Consider the following 1,265-nt stretch of genomic DNA (forward strand, 5'->3'; position numbering starts at 1 on the left):
TGAACGATTATGGCGGAGCGTTAAATATGAAGAGGTGTATCTCAAAGCCTACAGCAATGTTTTGGATGCGAAGAAGCAATTAAACGCATATTTTGAATTTTATAATTTGAAACGACCTCATTCGAGTCTGGACAAAATGACTCCAGATGAGTTTTACTATGACCAGCTACCACAACAAAATAAGGTAGCTTAACTAGAGCAGAGTATCACTTATAAATAAGCTTTTAGTTGTTCAAACATGTGGGACCACCTCTTTAGGGTGATTTCATTACTTCCTTGCCAAGTTCCTTTACCTAACCTATTTTCGATTAAGCCAATTAGTTCATCTGAAATATGATAAGTGCAAATAATTGCTTTAGGTTTGCTATCCGACTTACTGATACTTTTTAGTTCTTTTCGAGGATAGTCTAACGTTTCGTTAAATTTAAACTTTTCATCATCTTCAAAATAATTAGTTTTAGCTAAACATTCTAAAACAGAAGTTTTTCCCGATTCATTCATTCCTACTAAAACAGTTATATCTTCCTCAATGTTTATTGATTGAGGAGTTGTAAATGACTTATATTTTAATATCTCAATATTTTTAAGTTTAATCATAAATATTTGTCCCTAAAATTAAATATATAACATTGATAAAGATTAACAATTTCATTGTTTCCAAGTTTACTATGACAACTCGCAAAAAACAGTTTTAATGGATATTGGGCATCACCCATTATTTCAATTAATTGAAGTAAATTTATTAAAGCCAACATCAAACCAAGTTCCAATTTATAAAGTATTTTTATCACTTAAATTTACAAAATCTATTGATGAGGAATTTAATATATTTTAAAAAATTTTAAAATATAAGCTTTAGAAATCTTTTCACTAACAAACGGCTTTGTTGCACAAAGCTGTTCTTAAGGGCTTCTTCAGCAATATAATTTTCAAATGAAGAAGCCTACACAAAAAATCTACCGCACAACCAATTGGCCCGCATATAACCGAGCTCTCATTAATCGTGGGAATATTGCCATTTGGTTCGATCCAAAGACCCAGTGGTATGCACAATCACAAGGCAAGCATGGTCGAAATCAAACTTACTCTGACACCGCTATTCAATGCTGTTTAATGATCAAATCTTTATTCAGACTCTCTTTACGTATGGTCACAGGTTTTGTTCAAAGTCTGATTAACCTTTGCGGATTAAATTGGGCAGCACCAGATTACAGTACGCTTTGTAGAAGACAAAAGCAGATTGATATTCAAATTAGCTATGAGAA

At 32.0% G+C, this 1,265-nt stretch carries 3 protein-coding genes; 2 read left to right on the forward strand and 1 reads right to left on the reverse strand.

What is annotated here, in order from left to right:
- Positions 1-193: integrase core domain-containing protein (locus J576_RS19285; protein ID WP_033845067.1), on the forward strand; the 193-nt coding region annotated here is incomplete at its 5' end.
- Positions 194-210: 17 nt separating this feature from the next.
- On the opposite strand, the gene J576_RS19290 is transcribed toward J576_RS19285, so the two are convergent.
- Positions 211-597: an AAA family ATPase gene (locus J576_RS19290; RefSeq protein ID WP_033855753.1), complete on the reverse strand. Its 387-nt coding sequence runs from the start codon at positions 595-597 to the stop codon at positions 211-213.
- Positions 598-933: 336 nt separating this feature from the next.
- On the opposite strand from J576_RS19290, the gene J576_RS19295 reads away from it, so the two are divergent.
- The coding region (locus tag J576_RS19295) for an IS5/IS1182 family transposase (protein ID WP_033855754.1) at positions 934-1,265 on the forward strand (332 nt) is incomplete at its 3' end.

Origin of the sequence: Acinetobacter sp. 766875, from assembly GCF_000582055.1 — a bacterium.
GTDB lineage: Bacteria > Pseudomonadota > Gammaproteobacteria > Pseudomonadales > Moraxellaceae > Acinetobacter > Acinetobacter nosocomialis.